This window comes from uncultured Roseibium sp. (assembly GCF_947494555.1).
Lineage (GTDB): Bacteria > Pseudomonadota > Alphaproteobacteria > Rhizobiales > Stappiaceae > Roseibium.
In genome coordinates this window covers 302595-323565 of record NZ_CANLVF010000006.1, presented here as the reverse complement: position 1 = coordinate 323565, position 20971 = coordinate 302595, and the positions used below count along the sequence as shown (strand labels likewise).

Genomic DNA, 20971 nt, shown 5'->3' with positions numbered 1-20971 from the left:
GGGAAGACCATGTCTTCGAAAGAGCTCAAGAAGGTGGGGCCTGAGGCCCCACCCCCTCATCTGCGTGTCACGGGCATCCAGAAACGCTTTGGCGGTGTCCACGCCCTGAAGGGCGTCGACTTCGAAGTCGCCCGTGGCGAGGTCATGGCCCTTGTCGGTGACAACGGTGCGGGCAAGTCCACCTTGATGAAGATACTGGCCGGCGCGCTTGTGTGCGACGGGGGTGATTTTTTCATCGACGACAGCCCGGTTGCGATCAACACACCGCATGATGCCGCGGCGCTCGGAATTCAGATCGTCTATCAGGATCTGGCGCTATGCGAAAATCTGGACGTTGCGGCCAATCTGTCGCTTGGAGCGGAACCTGTGAAGTCCGGCTGGCGGTTTCTGCCGAAATTGCTGCGTCCGCTTGACGATCTGGAGATGGAAGTCCGCGCCAAGGCGGCGATCGATCGCCTTCGTGTGCGCACCTTGAATTCGGTTCGGGCGAAAGTCGGCGGCCTCTCCGGCGGCCAGCGTCAGGCAATCGCCATTGCACGCGCCGTCGGTGCCGAATGCAGTGTCGTCATGCTCGATGAACCAACGGCTGCGCTCGGCGTGGCCCAGACCCGTCAGGTTCTCGATGTCGTCAAGCGCCTTCGCGATACGGATCACGCGGTCGTCTACATCTCGCACAACATGCGCGACATCTTCGAAGTGTCGGACAGGATATGCGTGCTGCGTCACGGCGCAAATGTCGCGACCTGGAAAACATCCGAAACGACGGCGGACGAAATTGTGGTCGCTATGACGGCCGGATTGGACAATGGAACGAACAATGCAGCCTGAAGTGTCATCGTCACCCATAGACCGGTTGCGAAAACTGCGTGAGTCGAGCCTGGGGTCCTTCGTGCCGGTGCTGCTCGCACTTGCCGCGATCTGGCTCTACTTCGGCCTCGCTTTGCCGCTCTGGGAGTATTGGACGGACCCGGATGCAACGGGCCTGCGCTTCATCTTCCTTTCGCCGCGCAACATCTACAATCTCTTCATGCAATCCGCGGTGATCGCGACGCTGGCTGTCGGCATCACTGTTGTTCTTCTCCTGGGGGAAATCGATCTGTCTGCAGCGGCAACGGCCGGGGTGTGCGCAGCGCTCCTCGGGGTGCTTGTCCTGGCCGGCGTTCCGGGATGGGCAGCGTGTCTTCTGGTGATGGCAGCGGGCGTTGTCCTCGGGCTGGCTCAGGGACTGCTCATTGCCTACGTCGGCATTCCCTCCTTTGTGGTCACGCTCGCTGGTCTGCTTGGCTACCAGGGTTTGATGCAGAAGATCCTGCCGACCGGAAATCTGAATATCGGTGATCCGTTCGTGCGGGCAATCGCTCGCATTCTGATCCCGGACATCTGGGGTTTGCTGCTTGCAGGGCTGCTTGTGCTCGCAATGGCCGCACTTGCCCTAAGGCGTCAGGCCGAACGAAAGGCGCGCGGGCTGGAACTTGAAACGGCCACCACGCTTTGGGGACAGGTCGCCTTCTTTGCGATCATTGTGTTTACGGCCGTCCTGACCATGAATGCCTACAGATCCGTTCCGTTGCTGATCGTCCTTCTGGCCGGGGTAACGGCAATCATTGGCTGGGTCACGACATCCACGCCGTTCGGCCGGTCGATTTTCGCGGTAGGCGGAAACGCTGAAAGTGCGCGGCGCGTCGGCATGGATGTCAAGCGTATTCGCGCGGTCGCGTTCGGCATCGTTGGTCTTCTTGCGGCGATCGGCGGCATATTCGGAGCTTCCCGATATGGATCCGTGTCCTACACGGCCTTTGCCGGCGGATCGCTGCTGCTGGAGAGCATCGGTGCTGCAGTGATTGGCGGGACTTCCCTGTTTGGCGGGCGCGGGTCGGTCTGGAACGCAATTCTGGGTGCGCTCGTGATCGGTTCCCTCGGCAACGGACTGGATCTGACCGGAGCAAGCGCTGCGGACAAACTCATGTTTTCAGGCGCCATTCTGCTTCTAGCGGTTGCGATCGATGCGCTGTCGCGGCCTGCGGGCACCTCGGCGCGATAGGGGGGCAAATGTGGACTGACCGGAACGACGAACTCCTTATGAAGATCCTTGACGAAATCATCCCGGCGGGCGGCGCACGGCGCATGCCGTCTGCCGGTGTGAAGGCAGTTGCCGAAAGTGTCCTCTCGGCAACTGCCTACTCCGACAATCCCGTGGAAAGCGTGACCGTTGTTCTACAGGCCGTTGAATCAAGGGCAGGAGACTTTGCCGGTCTTCCTGCACCGGAACGTGTTGCCCTGCTGAAGTTGGTGGAAGCGGACCATCCGGCCCCGTTCAACGAACTCGTCCGGCTCACATACATGGCTTATTACAGCCGGCCGGAAATCAGGCCGCTGCTCGGCGTTGGAGCCCATCCGGTTCATCCGGGTGGATACGAAGTCACCCGGGAAAGCGAAGATCTGATGAACGATCTGACGGCGCCGGTGCGCGCACGCGGGATCGCCTATCGCCAGGTCTGAGGAACAGGAACATGAGCATGTCCAATGAACCCGTTGATGTTCTGATTATCGGCGCCGGCGCATCCGGAGCGGCGATCGCCTGGTCGCTGCTTGAAACGAGAATGCGCATCTTGTGCCTTGAGCAGGGCGATCATCTCCACGACAAGGAGTTTCCAAGCCGCCGGGAAGATTATGAGCTTTCCCGCTATGGCGCGTTTTCCTGTGATCCGAATGTCAGGAATTTGAAACAGGATTATCCGATCAACTCGGAACAAAGCTGCATAACGCCGGTGAATTGGAACGGTGTTGGAGGGTCCACGGTCAATTTCCTGGGGCACTGGCCGCGGATGAAACCTTCGGACTTCAAAACGAGGACGCTCGACGGTGTCGCCGAGGACTGGCCCGTCGATTATGAAACGCTCGAACCTTTCTACGACCTGAACGATGAGAATACAGGGGTCTCGGGTCTTGGGGGCAATCCCGGATACCCGGATTATTCCCCACCCTTGCCACCGATCCCGATCGGCAGGCTCGGTCGGACCCTTGCCAATGGTTTCAACCAGCTCGGCTGGCACTGGTGGCCGTCAGACGTTGCAATCCTGAGCGAGGACAGGGACGGAAGGCAGAAATGCGTGAATGCGGGCACCTGTGATCTGGGATGCGCGGCCGGCGCGAAAGGGGGGACCAATTTCACCTATTGGCCGATTCTTGAAAATGCGGGTGTCGAACTCCGGACAAACGCGCGGGTCCGCGAAATTATTGTCGATCAGGAGACGGGGTTTGCAACCGGCGTGCTCTACCACGATGCGGACGGACAGCTGCACGTGCAAAAAGCCGAGCTTGTGATTGTGGCCTGCAACGGTGTCGGCACACCGAGACTTTTGCTGAATTCAAAATCCAGCCTCTTCCCGGAAGGGATTGCCAACCGGTCCGGCCTTGTCGGCAAAAACCTTATGTTCCATCCCCTGACGGGTGTCGCCGGTGTTTTCGACGAACCCATGCTCGGACACGAAGGGCCGATGGCGTGCTCGATCCTGTCCCAGGAGTTTTACGAAACCGACCCGGAGCGCGGCTTTGTCCGCGGCTACGGTCTTCATTCCGGCCGTTCGACCACACCGATGACCTTCGCGCTCGGCGGTTATGGCATCGACAGCCCGATCCCCTGGGGAGAGGAACACAGGGAGATCATGGACAATATCTATCCCTATCTGGCGGGGTTGACGGTTGTCACGGAAGACCTTCCTGAGGAATGCAACTCGGTTACGCTGGATCCGGAGCTGACCGACAGCGACGGCATACCCGCGCCACGCATCACTTACAGGCTCGGCGATAACACGCGGAAAATGCTGCGGCATGGACAGGAAAAGGCAAAGGAACTGCTCCGCGCCGCCGGGGCCAAAAGCGTGATCGCAAAGGGCAGTGACGAGGTCTGGTGGCGCGCCGGCTGGCATCAGATGGGGACGTGCCGAATGGGTGCGGATCCGGAAACCTCCGTGGTCAACGGATGGGGGCGCAGCCACGACGTCCGAAATCTTTTCATTGTCGATGGATCAATTTTCGTGACTTCGGGAGCTGTCAATCCGACGCCCACGATCCAGGCCCTCGCGCTTTACATTGGCGACAGAATCAAAACCAATATCGCAACCCTGTTTGATTGAGGCCGTTCATGGAGTTCCCGACCAGAATGTACATCGATGGTGCGTTGTCCGGCGGATCAGGGCGCATCGACGTTGTAAATCCGGCAACAGAAGAGCGCATAGCAACCGTTCAGACGGCTGGCTTCAAGGATGCCGAGCGGGCCCTCCAGTCAGCGAAAGCGGCCTTTCCGGACTGGTCCAATACCCCGATTGCCGAGCGCCAGTCCTGGATGCGGCGTCTTCGTGAGGAGGTGGTCGCTCAAGAAGAGTTCTTGCGGGACTGCGTCCATCACGAAATGGGCAAACCCTGGTCTCAGACGCTCGAGGACTGGGACCGGCTGGTCGTCTCGCTCGACTTTTATGCTGAAGAGATCGCCCGCATGCACGATGTCGGGCTTGCTGACCGGGCGGGAACGCACACGCACAAGATGGTTCACGAGGCCGCGGGCGTCGCACTGGCCTATCTTGCCTGGAACTTCCCGCTGCTCAATCTCGCATTCAAGATTGGACCGGCGATGGCAGCCGGATGCCCGATCATCATAAGGCCATCGGAGCAAACACCGATCTCGGCCTACGCGGTCGGGATGTTGTGCGAAACAATCGGCCTGCCGAAAGGCGTCGTCCAGATCCTGTGCACCGACGGCTACGACGTGGCCGACGCGTTGACGGCTTCGACCATCCCTCAGGTGGTGACATTAATCGGGTCCACACCGACGGGCCAACACATCATGAAAACCGGCGCCACGTCGATCAAGCGCTATTCGATGGAACTTGGCGGCAACGCGCCGGTCCTGGTGTTCGAGGATGCGGATCTGGATCTGGCGGCCGATGTGGTTTGCGGCGTCAAATTCTCCAATGCCGGGCAGATCTGCGTCTCACCGAACCGGGTTTTTGTCGCAAAAGCGATTCACGACGCTTTCAAGGAAAAGGTTGTTGCCCGTGCCAAGGCCGCGCAAGTTGGCTTTGACAAGGAGGTCGACATCACCACCGGACCAGTCATTGACGGCCGCGCCTGGGCCCGGATCAAAAACCTGATCGACACCGCTGTGGAGGGTGGCGCGACGCTGCTCGCGGGCGGAGACCGGCCCGCCCATTTGAACAAGGGGCACTATCTGGCACCGACGGTGCTCGACGAAGTCACGGAAGAAATGGATGTTTACCGGCAGGAGACGTTCGGTCCGATCGTCAGCCTGATCCCGTTCGATACCGAGCAGGAACTGTCAGCCAAGGCCAATGACTGCGAAGAAGGCGGCCTGACCGCCTATATCTTCACGCGCGACCTTGCCAAGGCGGAAGCATATGCGTCGGCTCTTCGCTACGGAGAAATCCAGATCAACGGTGTGAAATACGACATCGACCTGCCGCATGGCGGGATCGGTCAATCCGGTATCGGGCATGATTGCTCGGCTCTGGCGCTGAACGATTACCTGATTGTGAAAAGAATCTCACGCGCGCTGGATACGGCGGAGTTCGAAGGGCTGAATGCATGAAAATAACAAGCGTCAAAAGCCACGTACTGCAATACGACCTGCCCGGGGAACTCGGCTATTCGCAACAGTATTATGAAAGGCGCACCGCCCATCTCGTCGAAGTCAACACCGATGAGGGGATAACGGGCTGGGGCGAATGTTTCGGTCCGGGCAACATTGCGATTGCCAACAAGGCCATCGTGGAAAAAGTCATCCAGCCGATCATCCTCGGCAGCGATCCTATGGACCGCGACGTTCTTTGGCACCGGGTCTACAACCTGACACGCGATCACGGCCAGAAGGGGATGCCCCTGCAAGCACTGTCCGGCGTCGATATCGCCCTTTGGGATATTGCCGGCAAGGTCGCCGGTCTTCCGCTGCACAAATTGATCGGTGGGGCGCATCGAACGCGCATTCCAGTTTATGGCTACGGCATGATGCTGAAGCGTGAAAGCGTCGAAGATCATGTTGCACGCTTCAGGCTGGAAGCCGATCAGATCATGGAAATGGGCTTTGTCGGCGCGAAGCTCAAAACAGGTCTTGGCCCTAAGGAAGATATAGAGCTCTGCCGTGCTGTCGCCGAAACCGTGGAAGGTCGCGGCAGGTTCATGGTCGATGCCAATCATTGCTACACGACGCCGGATGCCTTTTACGTAGGTCGCGCGCTTGACGAACTCGGCGCCTATTGGTTCGAGGAACCCGTCGCTCCCGAGGACCTCGACGGATACCGCGAACTGCGCGCCGCTCTCAAGGTCAACATTTCCGGCGGTGAAGCAGAGTTCAATCGTTGGGGCTGGCGGCAAATACTTGAAAACAGAGGCTTGGACATCGCCCAACCGGAAGTCTGCGCCTTGGGCGGGATCAGCGAATATCTGCGCGTTCTGGCACTCTGCCATGCCCACTTCACGCCCGTGATCAACCACGTCTGGGGATCTGCCATCGCGGTTGCCACCAATATCCAGCTGTTGGCGGCAATGCCGGCGATGCCAGGCGGGCTTCATCCGTGGGAGCCTATGCTGGAATTCGATACGACGGACAACAAGTTCCGGGATGACCTGTTGCAGGAACCGCTCGATATTCAGGGGCAAGTGAAATCCTCGGGCGGCTTTGTTTCTATCCCGGGAGGTCCCGGGCACGGCGTGGTGCCTGATGCGGAATTCATCAGGCACTATGAAATTGATCTTTAAGCTGGTGACGTTCCTTTGCGAAGTTGATTGAAATCAACCGCTTCAGGCAGTGAATGTCTTACCTTTCCCCATCGCCCGCTTCGGGCGTGTCGGCTTTTGGGGTTGGATGAGATGGAGACGCAGTCCAGTTTAGATTGCTGCAGCAAGACTGGTGACGGCAGACTGTCGACCATAGAGGAAACGGTCGCGCGTGCACTGGATCTGTGTTCCGTAGTTGGTGAAACGGAAAATGTTCTGCTTCCCGAAGCGACCGGGCGCGTGAGTGCCGGTGACACGATTTCCCTTTTTTCCCTGCCGATCCACGAACACTCAGCCGTTGATGGCTATGCCCTTGGCGGAAGCGGTCAAAAATCCTTCCGGATCGTCGGACGCAGGATCGCGGGTGAAAGTTCAAAGGAAACCATAAAAGACTGCGAAGCCATGCGGATCATGACCGGGGCACCGACACCTTTGGGCACGCGTTCTGTCGTGATGCAGGAGCATGCGGACGTTGCCGATGGCAACGTGACACCCCGATTTGATGTGCCCGAGGGAGACAATATTCGCCAAGTTGGGGAAGACGTCCGGGCCTCCGATACGCTTGTGCGGGCCGGAACCAGGCTTGATGCCCGGCACACTGCTCTGATGGCGGCAAGCGGTTATCCGAGCATCTGCGTCGTCAGGAAAATAAAGGTCGCCGTCTTTTCAACCGGCAACGAACTGCGGGACACAGGCGTCGGCATGGGCCCGGGTCATATCTTCGACACCAACCGCCCGATGCTGCGCGCCCTTTTGTCGTCCGGCCATGTGACCGTGACTGACCTCGGGATCATTCCTGACAACCGCGCGGCAGTTGTCAGCACTCTGAAAGACGCCTCGCTGACCCATGATCTTGTCATAACGTCGGGCGGTGTTTCGGTTGGCGAGGAAGACCATTTGAAGCCCGCCGTCATCGAGGCCGGAGGAACCATTGAAAGCTGGCGCATGGCAATCAAGCCCGGCAAGCCGGTCGCGCTCGGCAAGATAGGGCCCGCCGTTTATCTGGGATTGCCCGGCAATCCACTGGCGTGCTTCGTTGATTTCCTGCTTGTCGGCCGGCCGATCCTCGACGGATTGGCAGGGGCCTCGCGCCGCGCACCCCGCATTCTATCCGCCAAGGCTGCGTTCCATTGGCAACGCCGGGCCGGACGGCATGAATTCTTCCCATGCAACATTGTCGGCATGAGTGAAGAAGGCCTCCCGCTTTTGGAAAAAACAGGTCGCGCAGGATCGGCAAGGTTGATGCCACTCATCGAAGCGGATGGTCTGGGGGCAATCGATGCTGACAAGGACGTTGTCGAACCCGGCAGCCGGCTGGAATTCTACCCGTTCCGCACCGACATGGGTTTGTAAGGTTTTCGGCCGGATAGCCTGATTGAAGCAAGGCTTGCTCCGGCCGCAGTTCAAACTTCGCCCTAGGGTGCGCACCCATAAATGAGACTGAAATGGCATGTGAAATGGCGAAATCCCGTTAGGAAGGGTGCGCGGAGCGGGCTTCCTGCCCGATCGAGCACGCTGACGCCACGGGGTGAAGCCATTTCCGTGTCCTTCGGATTTGACCGGCTTGCTCCTCCTCCGCGTTGCGAAAGGCTTGAAAATGAAGCACATTTCCTGCGCTTTCGCTCCTTGATGAGAAGCAAGCCGCCTCAAACCATTTCGGCCTCATTTATGGGTCCGTACCCTAGCGTCCGGGCCGGTGCGATTTCAGGACGTTGGGATCTGTGTCCAGATACCCGGCACCGATCAGTTCCAGGCAATACGGCACTGCCGCAAACACGGCATTCAGGCAGACTTCGATACTCGATGGGGAACCGGGCAGGTTCAATATGAAGGTCTTGCCACGCACACCGGCCTCCTGCCGGGACAAAATCGCCGTTGGAACGTAGTCAAGACTCGTGCGCCGCATCAGTTCACCGAAACCCGGCAGCGGTTTTTCAATGACGTCCAGCATGGCTTCGGGTGTCAGGTCACGCGGCGCTGGGCCGGTGCCTCCGGTCGTCAGGATCATGCTGGCGCCGTCATAATCGCACAGCCCGATCAGGGCATCGCGTACGGTTTCCCGTCCGTCAGCCACGATCCTGCGCTCAATCTCAATGGGTGTGTTGACGGCGCGCCGAAGCCAGGCCTCGATTGCCGGGCCGCTGAGGTCTTCATAGTCCCCTCGGCTCGCGCGATCCGAAATGGTCAGGATTGTGATGCGCATGTTTAGCCGCCAAGTGTCGACATGGCGCGGGCAATGCCGCGAACGTGGCGGTCTTCAATCAGGAAATCGTGTCCGGAGGGTTTTTCGAAAACCTTTTGGCGGACGAGCTGGGCGATGATTTCATTGCCATCCGACTGCCGGAGGGCGTCGCGCAGCGACAGCCCGCCTTCCTGTCCCATGCAGGTGAAAAGTTCACCTGTGCAGCTCAGCCTGATCCTGTTGCAGTCGGAACAAAAATCGCAGGACATTGGCGTGATGAAACCCAGGCGACCACCGGTCTCCGAGACCCGGACATATTTCGCAGGGCCGCCTGTAGTCATGGAAAGAGGCTCAAGCGACCATTCTTGTTCCAGTCTGTGACGCAAGTCGGCGAGTGAAAGGAAGCTCGCATGCCTGCAGGACGCGGCACCGCCAAGCGGCATTTCCTCGATAAGCGTGAGGTCCATTCCCCGGCCGTGAGCGAATCTGATCAGGTCGTTCAGCTCTTTTTCGAAAGCGCCTTTTTGAGCAACGGCGTTGAGTTTGACATGCAGCGCGGCGTCGCTTGCTGCGTCGAGCCCCGCGAAGACGCGGTCAATAGAGCCCCAACGGGTGATGGCCCGATAACGGTCACCGTCCAGAGTGTCGAGCGAGACATTCACACGCTTGACGCCAAAACGGGCAAGATCACGCGCGTAGCGCGACAGGAGCGAGCCATTCGTCGTGAGGGTTACTTCGTCCAGGTCGCCATTTGCAAGGTGCCGGGACAGGTTCTCAAAGAGGCTCATAACGTTTTTTCGAACCAGCGGTTCACCACCGGTCAGGCGGATCTTACGCACGCCATGCTCCATGAAGATCGTTGTCAGCCGGTAAAGTTCCTCCAGCGACAACAGATCCTTGCGCGGCAGGAAAGTCATGTTCTCCGCCATGCAGTATGTACAGCGCAGGTCGCACCGATCCGTCACAGAGAGGCGCAGATAGGTTGCGGTCCTGCCGAACTGGTCCTTGAGAAGCTGTGTGTGCTGCTCAGGATCTTTAATGCAGTGGTCATCATGGGTCTTGTGTTTCGATTCGAACGTCATCTTGGAATCGTCCCGTCGAGTTTCTTCAAGAGAAGATCGAGTTTTTCACCCGCTCGGCCCGGCATCTTTTTCGTCCAGCTGCCGGGCGGGTTTTTCCAGGCCTCCCGTTCTCCGACAGCGATCAGCATCACCATGCCGTAGCGGCCATGAACCTTGCAGGAGAGCACATAGAGCCCCGGGACATCCATCGTTCGCGTTTCAGAAGCCGTGTTTGCGATGGATATGGCTTCAACGCCTTCGGGGATAAGCCCCTTCATGCTGTGCACGGTGTGCTGCCCACGCGAGTTGTTGAACGTAACGCGTCCACCGAGTGGGAGCGCGACGAAATCCGGTTCGAACCTGAACATGTCCAGAACGGTTTCCGCAGCCGGATCGGTAATCTGGTCGATGTCTTCATTCGGAACGCAGGTTTGCGCGAATGCTGTTCCGAAAAGCAGCATTGATACCAAGACGGATGTCGCCACTTTGACTGGGAACACGCTCATTGAGTTGGGCCACGCAGCACATCTAGTGCCATCAAGAGATCTGGGACCCGCCGCAGCTGCGGAAGCAACCAGGCGAGCATGTGTTGCGGATCGGCGGCCAATTCTTCTGCCAAATCGACGCTGAACTCCTGCCAGGCGGGCATGTAACGGTCCTTGACCGCCGTCAGCACGGGTATTCCAAGGTCCACCGCGCGCTCGATCGCCGGGCGGAAACCCCGGCCTTCGGCTTCGCCCCGCCCGAAACGGTTCAGGATAAGCAGATCGGGCCGGTCATCGAGCTGCCGCGTGACGCACTCTGCAGCATTCGCAAGGGCACCCGGATCAAGCCTGCATCCGGTCGACCCCGACCCGAGCGGTTGGGTTATCCGTATATTCGTGCCGCTGACCAGATCCTCCAGATGTGAAATCGGACAACAGCCGGGACCGTCCGGCTCCTGTCGTTGCAGGAAGCCTGCGGGCCTCAGGCCAAGCTTTCGCAGCTTGTCGACAAACGTATCGAATGCCGGGTCCACATCCACGCCCTGGCTGTATCTGATTGCGGCGAGAGGTTTTACCTGGGTCATTTGCTGTCCTCTTCAGTTTCCGCGTTTGCGCGGCCGGCCTCCATTGGCGATCAGGCGCAGACGGCGGACATCTTCAATCGTGATGAGATCCGCCTCAGGAAGACTGATGACCCCTTCATGGGTCAGCGTGGTGAAACATCGGCTTACCGTCTCCGGCTGGAGGCCGAGATAGTCGGCGATATCGCGACGTCCGAACGGTATGGAAATCGCGTTGAATTGATTATCCTTGCGCGGAAGCATCCGGTTCTTGAGCTCGAAGATAAATGCCGCAATTCGTTCGACCGGCGTCTTCTTGGCCAGGTCGTTGCTGTGGTCGAGAAGCCGAAACAGGAAGTTGTTTGTTTGATCGATGAAGTGCTCTCTTGCCGAGTTTGAACGGTCCAGCACCTTTTCGAAAACCAGATGCTCCATCACTTGGACAGCGCTTGGCGCGAGTGCGGTGATCGTTCCGTCGAACTGGCGTTTCAAAGAGGCGAGATTGATGTAGTCACCAGGCAAAAAGAGCCCCGTTATGGTGCGTCTGCCGTCGCTGAGATGGGCAACGATGCCAACGGCTCCGGTCAACACGCCGATCACCGGAGAATTGGGAAGCGTATCGGGTTCGATTTCCTGTCCGGTCGCAAGCGCGAACCGGTGCGCACCTTTTGGAAGATCCATTCCGAAAGTAGAGCGGAGCGTCGCGCAGATGCAGTTTTGCGAATGAAAACCGCAGCTGTGTTCCAGGCTGCATAGATTGCCGGCGACTTGATCCTCGCCGCAAGCGTCAACTGACAGTCCGTTCATGGTTCGCATATGTGTCCCCCAAAGTTGCGCGAACTATAGGGTCAGTCAAGACATCTCCAATTGAGCAAAATCAAACAACACAAACGTTTGATAGTTTTATACTTTCGAACTTTTGAACATAATTAAACCTTACTCGTCCCTACGTAGGATTACTCAAAAATACAGCCGACTGATTGCAATCAATGATGTTGATTTTAACAAGTGAATACTCGCCGTGATGGGGGAGTTCCGCGATCATCCGATAAAGGGCTGAGCGCTTCCTAATACTCCCCTCCACCACGGAGGGTCCTATGCGCCTTACTGCAAGTCTTGCAGCTCTGCTATTAGCCACCACGGCAGCCTGGTCCGCCGACCAGGGTCCTGTGACGCCGATGGAGGTCAATCCCGAGCTGGCCGAACTCGGCAAGCGTCTCTTCTACGATGCGCGCCTGTCCGGTGACACCAATCTATCCTGTTCGTCCTGCCATCAGCCGGATCTCGCCTTTACCGACGGACAAGCCCTGTCGGCCGCCTACAGCGGGTCTGAGGGTTTCCGGAACACACCAACCCTTTCCAATGTCGGCCAGCGCGCCGCATGGCTGCATGATGGTCGCCTCGGAACCAACTTGAATGACGTCTCCCGTGAAATGATCACGGAAGACTACATCATGAACATGGACATGCGGATGATGCAGGAGCGTCTGAAGCAGGATCCGGTTTATGTCGAGATGTTCAAGGCCGCAGGCAAGGGCGAACCTTCCAACGGCGGTGCGCGTTCAGCGCTCCAGGAATTCCTGAAATCGATCGCCTCCGCCGGAGCACCGTTCGACACCGGCGAAATGAGCGAAGCTGCAAAACGTGGTTACGTGAATTTCAAGGGCAAGGCCGGCTGCACCGCCTGTCACTCGGGTGATCGGTTCACCGACGACCTGCCGCACAACATTGGCGTGCCCAACAATCCGGACATATGGGCCGATCCGTTGCGGCATCAGACTTATGTCGCCTACGCGAAGTTCATGGGCGTCGAAAACTACATGAACCAGCGCGAAGACCTTGGTGCCTATGTCCGCGATCACAAGGAAAGCTCCAAGCGCACGTTCATGACGCCGACCTTGCGCGAGCTGACATACACGGCGCCCTACATGCACAACGGCATGCTGGCGACGCTGGAAGATGTTGTCGAATTCTACAATCAGGGCGGCGGTGACGATCCCAACAAGGATCCGCGCCTGAAACCTCTGGAGCTGACCCGGGGCGAGAAAGCCGACCTTGTTGAGTTCCTGAAATCGCTTTCCGGCGACAGCTACAACCAACCCGCCTACGTCTGGGAACAGGATGACTACGGTTACGAAGTCGTTCCCGACTGGAAAAATGCGACCAACTGAGGAGACAGGATCATGTCAAAAGCCATGAAGAAAACCGTCTCCGCATGGGCACTTGCAGGCGCTTCCGTGCTTGCCATTGCCACCGGAGCCATTGCTGCCGACCGGCCTTCAGAACTTGCGCCGCTTGGCGACCCGTCGATCCCGGCCGACAACCCGCAAACGCCGGAAAAGATCGAGCTCGGCAAGATGCTGTTCTTCGATCCGCGCCTGTCCGGGAACGGTGCCATGCCATGTTCAGCCTGCCACCTGCCCGATGCCGGCTGGGATTTCCCGGACAAGATTTCGCTCGGCTATCCGGGAACGGTCCACTGGCGGAACTCCCAGACGATCATCAACTCGGCCTACTACGGCAACCTGTTCTGGGCGGGCTCATCCAAGTCACTTGAAGCGCAGGCCAAATCAGCCGCCTCGGGTGCGGTCGCCGGCAACGGTGAAGCAGACATGATGGAAGCCCGTCTCGCGTTCATTCCCGAATATCGCGAGCGATTCAAGGATGTCTTCGGAACCGAGTATCCGCGCCTGAGCCATGCATGGATGGCAATCGCTGCCTTTGAACGCACGCTCGTTCAAACCGATACGCCTTTCGACAACTATATGCGCGGTGACGATGCGGCTCTGGACGATGCGCAAAAACGCGGTCTGGATCTCTTCACCGGCAAGGCAGGGTGCTCGCAGTGCCACAGCGGCGCGCTTCTGAGCAACCAGAAATACTACAATCTTGGCGTCCCGGCCTACGACGGCTGGGAAGACGACGAACTCGCCCAGATCACATTCCGCTACGAGCTTTATGCAAAAGGCTCCACGGAAGAGATGTACCGCACCTACAAGGACGATCCGGGCGCTTACTTCCGCGCCAAGGACAAGAACCACCTCGGCAAGTTCCGCGTGCCGTCGCTGCGCTACACCAAATACACGGCGCCTTACATGCACAACGGCATGATCGAGACCCTTGAAGACGTGGTCGAGTTCTACAACCAGGGTGGCGGCGAGAACCAGTTCGCCGAGACCAAAAGCGAACTCATCAAGCCGCTGGGGCTGGATGATGCCGAAAAGGCCGATCTCGTGGCCTTCCTGGAAAGCCTCTCGGGCGAACGCATCGTGATGGAGGAGCCGGAACTCCCCGACTATGACGTTCTTCCGGCGGCTTCGAATTAAGGAGACGGATTATGACGAAACATCAAACCCCGATCGATCCGGCCCTGATCGAAGCCATCAACGGCCCCAAGGACGTCGCCAAGACGGGGAAGCGCTGCCTGATGAACCGGCGCCAGTTCCTGCTGACTTCAGGCATCACGACCTTTACGGTCATGGTTGCTCTGAAGGCGGGCCCGGCATCCGCCCAGGTTCCTGCGGTCGTTTCGACCTATGAACGCAAGCTGATCGGCAAACTTTCCGAGCTCAAGGAAGACGAACCACTCGACTTCACCTATCCCGACGAAGGCGCTTATGCGGAATCCATGCTGGTCAAGCTGGGTCGCGAGGCTGGGGGCGGCATCGGTCCGGACAAGGACGTTGTTGCGTTCAACTACACCTGTACCCACCAGGGCGGCCCGCTTCAGGGCACCTACAAATCCGAGGACAAAGTGCTTGGGCCATGCCCGCTGCACCTGACCACGTTCGATCTGACTCGCCATGGCATCTTCATTTCCGGACAAGCCTACCAAAGCCTTCCACAAGTGCTCTTGGAAGTCGACGGAGATGACATCTACGCCGTTGGCATGTTCGGCCTGATCTATGGCCGCTACGACAATCTCAAGGGCTGAGGAGAGCGATCATGTCCACACCCTATTATATCCCTGAGACGAATATCCCGCTGCCGCCGGTTGATGCGGATGTGATCTCGACCGCCTGCGACTACTGCATTGTCGCCTGCGGCTACAAGATCTACCGCTGGCCCGTTAAGGGCGGCAAAGTCGGTGGCGAGAAGGCGGACGAAAACGCCTTCGGTGTCGACTTCCCGGTCGATCCGCTCGGCCCCTGGGTCGCGCCGAACCAATACAATGTGGTTCTGCATGACGGCGAGCCGCATCACGTTATCATCATCCCCGACAAGGACACCGAACACGTCAATCTGCTCGGCAACTCATCCATTCGCGGCGGTGCACTGGCACAGAAGGTCTACAATCCTCAGACCCCGACGCGGGACCGCCTGAAGTCTCCGATGATCCGCATGTTCGGCGTCCTGATGCCGGTTACATGGGACTTCGCGATGGAAATCGCGGCGGAGGTCGGCAAGCACGTGATCAAGGCGCACGGCGAGAATGCCTACTGCGTCAAGACATTCTCGTATGGCTATATGGAAAACACCTACGCCATCACGAAATATGCCTTGAACAGCGTCAACACGGCCAACTTCACTTTCCATGACACGCCGTCCGACGTGACATCGACCCCCGGTTTCCGGGATGCGGGCTTCGACAATTTCGGCCCATCCTATGAAGACTGGCGCGACGCCGAAACACTGCTCGTTTGCGGCACTGATCCTTATGAAACCAAGACGATCCTGTTCACGGACTGGATGATGCCTGGCATTCAAAACGGACAGAAAGCGATCTTCATGGTGCCGCGCAAAACCGGCGGCATTGCCTATGCTGAAAAGAACGGCGGCATGTGGCTGGATATCCAGCCCGGCACCGATCTTCTGGTCGTCAATGCGATTGCCAGGGTCATTGTTGAAAACGGCTGGGAAGACAGCGACTGGATCCAGAAATGGGTCAACAACAAGTGGGAAAGTTCCTCAGGCTTCGGTCAGGGTACGCGTAACACGCCCTGGCAGTGGCGGACCACCTGGGGCAAGTTCCAGACGGCCGGCTTCGAGGACTGGAAGGAATGGCTCCTGTCTCAGGACGAGTTTGTTCCCGAAACGGCTGCCGAGATCGCCCAGATCGATGTTCAGAAGATCTTTACGGCCGCCGAATGGATGGCCAAACCGAAAGAAGACGGCTCGCGTCCGAAAACGTCGGTCATGATCGAGAAGGGCTTTTATTGGTCGAACAACACCGGCAACACCCAGGCGATTTCCGCACTCGGCATCATCGTCGGTGCCGGTGGGCGTCCGGGTCAGGTCATCGGCCGTGCCGGAGGACACCAGAGGGGCGGCCTGCGCGGCGGCAAATACCCGCGCAACAAGTCGCCTGAGAAGCTGCCGGGCCGCCGCCGCCGTGCGATGGACACCGACCGCTATCTGATGTCCGGTCACACCCGCTTTGCGCACGTGATCGGCAACACCTGGATCCAGTCCATGTGCGGATCGCAGTCACTTGCGGCCAAGTTCAACGAGCTGACCGTGCAAAATCCGCATCAGATCCGCTCGTTCGACAAGCAGGAAATCATCGATACGCTGAAACGGCGCGTCGACAGCGGCGGCATGGTCGTTGTCAACCAGGACATCTACCTGGTCGATCCGATCGGGGCCCGTTACGCCGATATCGTCTTCCCGGCTGCAGGCTGGGGCGAGGATACCTTCACCCGCGCCAACGGGGAGCGCCGCATCCGGCTCTATCCGAAGTTCTACGATGCACCCGGCGAAGCAAAACCGGACTGGTGGATCATTGCCAAGTTGGCTACAGCCATGGGCTACAAGGGCTTCGACTGGAAAAACTCCAACGAGGTGCTCGAGGAAGGCGCTCGTTTCTCAAGAGGAAGCCGCAAGGACTTCTTCAACGTCAAGGTCGTCGCACAGCGCGAAGGCAAGACGTTGCACGAGAAGCTGGCCGAATTCGGTACCAACGGTATTCAGGGTCCGGTCCTGTTGCAGGACGACGGAACGCTGGTCGGCACCAAGCGTCTGCATGACACGCAGCGTGAATTGCCCGCAGACGGGCCGTCCGGTGCCAACCGCCTCGGCAAGAAGTTGACGCACTTCAACTCGCAGACCGGCAAATGCAACATCCAGAAGTCGCCGTGGGATCTGTTCTCCGACTACTGGGCATGGCTGAAGCCGAAAGACGACGAGTTGTGGGTCACTTCGGGCCGCATCAATGAACGCTGGCAGTCCGGTTACGACGACCGCCGCCGTCCCTATATCGTTCAGCGCTGGCCGGAAAACTGGGTTGAAATCCATCCGGATGACGCCGCCGCCAGGGGTATCGAGAACGGTGACTATGTCATGCTCTATTCCGACCGGATCCCGGTCCAGAAGGATACGATCATCGGCGTGGAAGGCGACGACTTCCAGTTCACCAAGCTGATGGAGCACGGGCATATCGAGCTGACAGAAGCCGCAATCACGGCAGTTGCCATCGTGACACCCGCCGTGAAGAAGGGGCTCCTCTATATGGACTTCCTGCATACGGCGCAGCCCGCGAACGCTCTGTCCGGACGCGTGGTCGACTGGATCAGCGGTAACTACAACTACAAAATGGGTGTCGGACGGATCCGCAAGATCGGCACGTCTCCCTATAAGACCAGTTACCGTTCCATGTCCTTTGCCCGCCGCGACATTGCGTAAGGGCGAGTGGAAATACTGATCAAGATCAAGGCGGGGATGAATGTTCCCGCCTTAAATTTTACGGCAGGAAATCGGAACAGGTTCTTCAGACATGACCCTAGAATATTCAGCAGTTCCAGACGTTAGCGACACGATCACGCTGGACCACGACATCCAGGAAAACTTGCTGAAAATTGCAGGATCGGGCAGTCCCGCCGAGCAATGTCTGGCGATCAAAGCGATCGGCAACTGGTCGCTGGCTTCAGCGCGTGAAGCGCTCCGGGAGGCATTGCGTAATGACGATCCCGATGTTCGCGTCGACGCCTTGCAGGCCCTGGTGAGACTGGGAGAAAAAGGGCTCGGCAAGGACTTCCTGTGGAGCCTTGAGAACGACCCCGTTAGTGAGGCGAAGGTCGAGGCGTTGCGCGGGCTTTGCCTGGAAGACCGTGATCTTGCAGCGCCCTTGTTGCGCAAGCTGGTCCTGGACAGGTGTGAAGACACTATCGCCTGGGAAGACGATGTCGCCGACTGGGACGACTGGCTGGACGTCCAGAAGGAAGTTGTGAGAACCATAGGCCGGCTTGGTATCGAAGAGGCGGTCGAAGAACTTCTGTCAGCGGCACATGATGAATTCGGTCAGGACCTCTGGCGTGAGGTTCTGGAGGCGTTCGCCGGGCTCGGTCGCCCGGGACTGATGGCACTTATAGATGCGGGTCAAAGCCCGGATGTAAGGCAAAGGGAACGCGCCGCCCGGGCCCTGGGCAGGTCTGAAGACGCCATGGCCGTGAAGGCGTTGGAAGCCCTGGCGCGAGACGCACAGGAAGATGTCAGGCTGGCAGCCCTTGAGACTCTGCTGGAACGGGGAGCGGAGCTGAATAACCAGCAGATGATTGATGACGCATCCGCGAAGATAAGGGCTTTTGCAGCGGCAAAATCTCCGACGATCGGGACAGATGACCTGATCGGTCTCGCTCTTGCCGACGAGGACAAGTCGGTTCGGCTCGCGGCCGTCACACGCCTTGACGGGGAGCGGTTGAACGCCAGCCGGATCGCCAAGCTGGTCTCCCACCTGCGGTCGGCAGTGAGAAGCGAGGCGGTGGAAATCGTCTGTGCGCTCGTGACCGTGTTGGGCCGAAGCGAACATGAAGACACACTTGACCTGCTTCTTGACATTCAAAAACACAATTCCAAACCTGAGATCCAGCGTGCGGTTTTGTCGACACTCGCGAATTTCGCACGGCCGGAAGTGCTGGAACCGCTCACGGACGGGATAACGTCCAAGAGCCAGGCAGTTCGATTGTCGGCGCTCGCGTCGCTTGCTGATCTTTCCGAAGGCGAGGGATCAGTCGCCGACAATGCGGCCGCGATGCTGCTTCTTGCCGCGCGCGGTGACCTGGCACCTGAAGACAGCGAACAGAACAAAGACCAGGATAATGAAAACGAAGAGGAAAAGCAGTTCGGCGCGCGCGCTCGTGACGACGACGGCGGCAGCAAGAACCGCATTGTTCTGGACCGCGAAGGCAACATCGTCCCACCGGAAGAAACCGAAGAGCCGGTCAGGCTGAGTGACTACCGCAAGCCTGAAGTCGCCGATGAGCTTGAAGGATTGGCCGAAGAAACCGACGATCAGCAGGAGCCGGTAGAGAACGACATCGCGCAGGAAGAGACAGCCGAGCTCGTCGCCTTTCCGCAAAGCACACTCGCTGCCATCCTTAAGGGTGATGAGGAACAGGCCCAGTTTCAGGAAGAAAAAATCGACCTGTCGGATGAGGACCTCAAGTTTCTCGAGCTGGCCCAGTCGACGCTCAAAAAGAAGCGCGTGCGGCCTGACGTTGCTCCGAACACTGCCATCGATATCCGCAGGATTGCGGTCAGACTCATTGGTGAGCTGACGCACACGGCGTTCAACTCCGTCCTGCTTGAGGCTCTCCAGGCCCGCGATGACGAACTGCGGACGGCGGCGCTGACGGCCTTGTCGAGCCGGTATGACAAAGGTGTTTCACTGGCGCAGTCAGATTGGACTCAAATGTCCGAGATGCCGCAGGAGAACCATCCGCCTGCCCGGGCGGCTTATCTTGATCTTTTGTCATACGCGCCGGCGGATCACGCGCATCCTGTCCTTGAAAGCGCGCTCCAGGACGAAGACAGCGCGACGCGAGCCGCAGCCCTCTGCGCTTTTGAAAAAGGGAACGTGGTTCCGGCGCGGTTGCCGGCGCTGCTTCAATCGGCAAACCGGGAGACGCGGCGCGTGGCGTTGGGGTTCGTTTGCCGGAACGGTGATCTGGACATGATCGACACAGTTGTCGATGCGGCCTTTGAGGAGAGCGGAGCGCTCGCAGCAGAATTTGCGCTGCTGTTGGGCCGGGTCGGGCCGTGTGTGTTCACCGACTTGGTCCTCGAAAAGTTCGATCAGGCCTGTTCAGAGGGCGGTGTGAGCCGTCAGATCGCTCTGCAGATCCTGTCCGCTCTCGGCCGCTCGCAATCGGAAAGCTAAGCCCAGACCTGATCCGGGTCTGGTAGCGGGATCGCGTCGAGAAGGGTTCGCGTATAGGCCGCCTGCGGATTGTCGAAAAGCTCCGCAGTCGCCGCGTTTTCGACAATCTCGCCGTGGTGAAGCACCAGGATGCGCGAGCACAGGCGCCGGATCACCGACAGGTCGTGGCTGACAAAGGCAAGGGTGAGCCCAAGCTCGCGCACCAGTTGCTCCAGAAGATTGAGAACCTGGGCCTGCGAGGACACATCCAGCCCGGATACGATCTCGTCGGCGAGGATGAAATCCGGTTTCAACGCGATGGCGCGTGCAATGCCGACGCGTTGCCGCTGGCCGCCGGAAAGTTCATGCGGGTAGCGTGTTTCAAAACTCTTCGGCAAGCCGACCATCTCGAGCGCTTCACCGACCCTTACCTTGATGTTGTCGAAGCCCTGAAGGCGCAGCGGACCCGCAATGATGCCGCCGACCTGCCGGCGCGGATTGAGCGAGGACATTGGGTCCTGGAAGATCATCTGAAAGTGTTTGCGCAAGGGCCGGAGGTCGTCTTCGCGCAGATGCGCAATTTCGGTTTCTTCAAAACGGATCGATCCGCTGTCCGGGTCAAGAAGGCGGATCATCGCGCGGCCAAGTGTTGACTTACCCGAGCCCGAACCTCCAACAATGCCCAGAACATCGCCCTTTGCGACATCGAATGTCAGCCCTTTCAGCACTTGCGTACGAGGGGCCGCACCGAACAGAGGTTTTTTGGAAAGGTCCGGAAAAGAGACCCTCAGATCCTGTACTTTGTAAATTTGGTCACTCAC

General features: G+C 58.7%; 18 protein-coding genes. 12 read left to right on the top strand and 6 right to left on the bottom strand.

Annotated features, from left to right (window positions below):
* Positions 1–9 precede the first annotated feature (9 nt).
* The 7 genes from Q0915_RS26470 to Q0915_RS26440 all read left to right on the top strand — a co-directional run bounded on the left by Q0915_RS26470 (position 10) and on the right by Q0915_RS26440 (position 8142).
* Positions 10–828, top strand: a complete 819-nt coding sequence (locus Q0915_RS26470; RefSeq protein ID WP_299483734.1) for an ATP-binding cassette domain-containing protein — start codon at positions 10–12, stop codon at positions 826–828.
* On the top strand, positions 806–2041 hold the full coding sequence (locus Q0915_RS26465) for an ABC transporter permease (protein WP_299483733.1): 1236 nt from the start codon (positions 806–808) through the stop codon (positions 2039–2041). Before Q0915_RS26470 ends, Q0915_RS26465 begins: the two co-directional genes overlap by 23 nt.
* Positions 2042–2049: 8 nt before the next feature.
* Entirely contained in the window at positions 2050–2499 is a 450-nt protein-coding gene (locus Q0915_RS26460) for a hypothetical protein (protein WP_299483732.1), read from the top strand.
* Between the two features lie 17 nt (positions 2500–2516).
* Positions 2517–4136, top strand: a complete 1620-nt coding sequence (locus tag Q0915_RS26455; protein WP_299544481.1) for a GMC family oxidoreductase — start codon at positions 2517–2519, stop codon at positions 4134–4136.
* Between the two features lie 8 nt (positions 4137–4144).
* Positions 4145–5605 (top strand): NAD-dependent succinate-semialdehyde dehydrogenase, encoded by a 1461-nt coding sequence (locus Q0915_RS26450; protein ID WP_299483730.1) that lies wholly within the window; start codon positions 4145–4147, stop codon positions 5603–5605.
* Entirely contained in the window at positions 5602–6771 is a 1170-nt protein-coding gene (locus tag Q0915_RS26445; RefSeq protein WP_299483729.1) for a mandelate racemase/muconate lactonizing enzyme family protein, read from the top strand. The genes Q0915_RS26450 and Q0915_RS26445 overlap by 4 nt, the downstream gene beginning before the upstream one ends.
* 111 nt (positions 6772–6882) lie before the next feature.
* Entirely contained in the window at positions 6883–8142 is a 1260-nt protein-coding gene (locus Q0915_RS26440; RefSeq protein WP_299483728.1) for a molybdopterin molybdotransferase MoeA, read from the top strand.
* 328 nt (positions 8143–8470) lie between these two features.
* Here the strand turns inward: Q0915_RS26440 and mog are convergent, their stop codons facing one another.
* Genes mog through Q0915_RS26415 form a run of 5 tightly spaced genes read right to left on the bottom strand, consistent with a single transcriptional unit; the run spans position 8471 to position 11893 of the window.
* On the bottom strand, positions 8471–8992 hold the full coding sequence (gene mog / locus Q0915_RS26435) for a molybdopterin adenylyltransferase (RefSeq protein WP_299483727.1): 522 nt from the start codon (positions 8990–8992) through the stop codon (positions 8471–8473).
* A 2-nt stretch (positions 8993–8994) separates the two neighbouring features.
* Positions 8995–10053 (bottom strand): GTP 3',8-cyclase MoaA, encoded by a 1059-nt coding sequence (gene moaA, locus Q0915_RS26430; protein ID WP_299483726.1) that lies wholly within the window; start codon positions 10051–10053, stop codon positions 8995–8997.
* Positions 10050–10538, bottom strand: a complete 489-nt coding sequence (locus Q0915_RS26425) for a plastocyanin/azurin family copper-binding protein (RefSeq protein ID WP_299483725.1) — start codon at positions 10536–10538, stop codon at positions 10050–10052. Before Q0915_RS26425 ends, moaA begins: the two co-directional genes overlap by 4 nt.
* Positions 10535–11101 carry a DUF2478 domain-containing protein gene (locus tag Q0915_RS26420; RefSeq protein WP_299483724.1) on the bottom strand — a complete coding sequence of 189 codons (567 nt, stop codon included), beginning with the start codon at positions 11099–11101 and terminating at the stop codon, positions 10535–10537. Before Q0915_RS26420 ends, Q0915_RS26425 begins: the two co-directional genes overlap by 4 nt.
* Before the next feature lie 12 nt (positions 11102–11113).
* The gene (locus tag Q0915_RS26415) at positions 11114–11893 is read right to left on the bottom strand and encodes a helix-turn-helix domain-containing protein (RefSeq protein WP_299483723.1); all 780 of its coding nucleotides are present in this window, start codon (positions 11891–11893) and stop codon (positions 11114–11116) included.
* A gap of 281 nt (positions 11894–12174) precedes the next feature.
* Between Q0915_RS26415 and Q0915_RS26410 the strand changes: the two genes are divergently transcribed.
* The 5 genes from Q0915_RS26410 to Q0915_RS26390 all read left to right on the top strand — a co-directional run bounded on the left by Q0915_RS26410 (position 12175) and on the right by Q0915_RS26390 (position 20171).
* Positions 12175–13248 (top strand): cytochrome c peroxidase, encoded by a 1074-nt coding sequence (locus Q0915_RS26410; RefSeq protein ID WP_299483722.1) that lies wholly within the window; start codon positions 12175–12177, stop codon positions 13246–13248.
* Positions 13249–13260: 12 nt separating this feature from the next.
* Entirely contained in the window at positions 13261–14403 is a 1143-nt protein-coding gene (locus tag Q0915_RS26405; protein ID WP_299483721.1) for a cytochrome c peroxidase, read from the top strand.
* An 11-nt stretch (positions 14404–14414) separates the two neighbouring features.
* Positions 14415–15011 (top strand): arsenate reductase (azurin) small subunit, encoded by a 597-nt coding sequence (locus tag Q0915_RS26400; protein WP_299483720.1) that lies wholly within the window; start codon positions 14415–14417, stop codon positions 15009–15011.
* An 11-nt stretch (positions 15012–15022) separates the two neighbouring features.
* Positions 15023–17698 carry an arsenate reductase (azurin) large subunit gene (locus tag Q0915_RS26395; protein ID WP_299483719.1) on the top strand — a complete coding sequence of 892 codons (2676 nt, stop codon included), beginning with the start codon at positions 15023–15025 and terminating at the stop codon, positions 17696–17698.
* Between the two features lie 91 nt (positions 17699–17789).
* Entirely contained in the window at positions 17790–20171 is a 2382-nt protein-coding gene (locus tag Q0915_RS26390) for a HEAT repeat domain-containing protein (RefSeq protein WP_299483718.1), read from the top strand.
* Here the strand turns inward: Q0915_RS26390 and Q0915_RS26385 are convergent.
* The gene (locus tag Q0915_RS26385) at positions 20168–20971 is read right to left on the bottom strand and encodes an ABC transporter ATP-binding protein (RefSeq protein ID WP_299483717.1); all 804 of its coding nucleotides are present in this window, start codon (positions 20969–20971) and stop codon (positions 20168–20170) included. The two genes, Q0915_RS26390 and Q0915_RS26385, sit on opposite strands and share 4 nt — an antisense overlap.